Origin of the sequence: Peloplasma aerotolerans, from assembly GCF_030012175.1 — a bacterium.
Taxonomy (GTDB): domain Bacteria; phylum Bacillota_I; class Bacilli_A; order Acholeplasmatales; family Acholeplasmataceae; genus Peloplasma; species Peloplasma aerotolerans.
On sequence record NZ_JASCXW010000071.1, the window covers coordinates 1 to 2,083 of the forward strand.

Below are 2,083 nucleotides of genomic sequence, written 5' to 3' on the forward strand. Positions count from 1 at the left end.
TAAGTGTAAAGCGTGGCGTAAGTAACGAACAGGTTTGCGTATTAATTGGTATTGCTACAAAAACTAAACATGAAGATATAGATAAGCTACTGTTACTATCAGAAAATGATATGTTATCTAATAAGTTGTTTGACTCTCAATCCCATAGAAATCAATCGATTCAAGCAATCATCAAAGCATATAATGAAAAAAATCCAAGAGAAGAAGAACACACAAAGCGTGTGTCTGATATTTCCGAAAAATTTGGTATAAAACTTGGTATGAACAGTGATGATATCAATAAACTTAAAGCAATTAGCCATTTGCATGATATTGGTAAAATCTCTATTGATGAAGGTATATTAAATAAACCAGACAAGCTTACAGATGAAGAATGGGAGAAAATAAAAAAACACCCAGAGATTGGTGCAAGAATCATTTCTTCTTCGAGTGAATATGTAGTGATTGCTGATGATATTTTAGCACATCATGAACGTTTTGATGGAAAAGGATATCCTAAGGGTATATCTGGTAAAAACATTCCATTAAGAGCACGCATCATATCAATTGTTGATTCATATGATGCAATAATTTCAGATCGTCCTTATCGAAAAGCAATGACACATCAAGAAGCGATCGATGAAATTATTAAATGTTCTGGAACGCAATTTGATCCTGAATTAGTTGAAGTATTTATTAGTTTATTTGAAAGCAAAGTTATAGATAATTCTTAAAAGTGCACAGCACCGATGACATTTTTGAAGGAGGAACAAATAAAATGGAATTTAAATACAATGAAAACCTTATCCCTTATTTATATGAAGGTGTATATGTCGTAGATAAAAAAAGAAAAATTATTTTTTGGAATGAAGGTAGTGAGCGTATAACCGGTTATACTTCAGATGAAGTTACCAATAGTTTTTGTTATCATAACATTTTGCAGCATATAGATGAAACAGGAAAACAATTATGTTTTAATGGATGTCCGCTACAAAAAACACTTAATGATGGTATGATTAATGAAGCAAGAGTGTACCTAAAACATAAAGATGGATACCGAATTCCTGTGATGGTGAAAACATTGCCAATCCGTGATGAAATGCAAAATATTGTCGCAGCCATTGAAGTTTTTACAGACGAACGCTTTCAAAAGCAAATATATCATGAAAACCAAGAGCTAAAAGATAAGCTTCGTATTGACCCTTTGACACAAATCGCTAATCGCCACTTTTTTGATTTTCAACTGTCGAAAAAATTAGAAGAAGCAAAAGTGTTTGCTAATCCGTTCGGAATTCTGATGATTGATATTGATTATTTTAAACAAGTCAATGACACTTATGGACATCTAGTTGGTGATGAAATTCTTAAAATTGTAGCAAAATCTCTTTCTTCAAATATAGAGAAAACTGATTTAGTCAGCAGATGGGGTGGGGAAGAATTTATTGTTCTTGTAGATGTTACCAGTATAGATGATTTATTAAAAATCGCTGAAAGACTTCGACGTGTTGTTGAAGCTTCTAGTTACCACTTTGAAAATGGTAAGACAATTCAAGTAACGATATCTATAGGTGGGACTTTAGCAAAACCTGAAGATAGCGCTAAGACACTTATAGCTAGAGCAGATGAAAATATGTATTTTGCTAAACAAAACGGAAGGAATCAATCTAAAATTTCGTAGTTCATTCATACTATATAGATTATTTTCAACAATCGATTATACACTTTTTAAACACCTTTTTAAAATGTTTCATTAAGCCGTAATTTAGGGATGCTGTAATTTTCGCTAGGGTGCGTAATGGGCTTTAAAGGGTGAACTACTCCCACCACTTAATGAATTTCATTAAAAGCGAGGGCTTCTTGGGTAAAACAGACTAATGTCTATTAGTTTACCAAGCTATTGCGTCTGTTCCATACGCTTTTGTTGCATATTGAATGAGACCTTGAACACCGATGTTAATCGCTGCATTTAAGTCTCTATCCATCTTTTGTCCACATACACAAGAGTATGTGCGTTCAAAGAGTAAGATATCTTTTTGCTTCCCACACTGACTACAGGTCTTTGATGATGGATAATATTGATCAATCTTGATGAGTGTTTTCCCTA

General features: G+C 32.9%; 3 protein-coding genes. 2 read left to right on the forward strand and 1 reads right to left on the reverse strand.

The features are described from left to right. Nucleotides 1-713 (forward strand): HD-GYP domain-containing protein (locus tag QJ521_RS09565; protein WP_282840254.1); only part of this gene is annotated, 713 nt, incomplete at its 5' end. A gap of 44 nt (nt 714-757) precedes the next feature. Continuing rightward, complete coding sequence (locus tag QJ521_RS09570) at nt 758-1,657, forward strand: sensor domain-containing diguanylate cyclase (RefSeq protein ID WP_282840255.1); 900 nt, start codon at nt 758-760, stop codon at nt 1,655-1,657. Nucleotides 1,658-1,865: 208 nt separating this feature from the next. On the opposite strand, the gene QJ521_RS09575 is transcribed toward QJ521_RS09570, so the two are convergent. Beyond that, nucleotides 1,866-2,083 (reverse strand): zinc ribbon domain-containing protein (locus tag QJ521_RS09575; RefSeq protein WP_282840257.1); only part of this gene is annotated, 218 nt, incomplete at its 5' end.

What these genes read in the sequence shown, in the direction of transcription:
- QJ521_RS09570 (WP_282840255.1), top strand. Translation starts at nt 758, where the DNA reads ATGGAATTTAAATACAATGAAAACCTTATCCCTTATTTATATGAAGGT.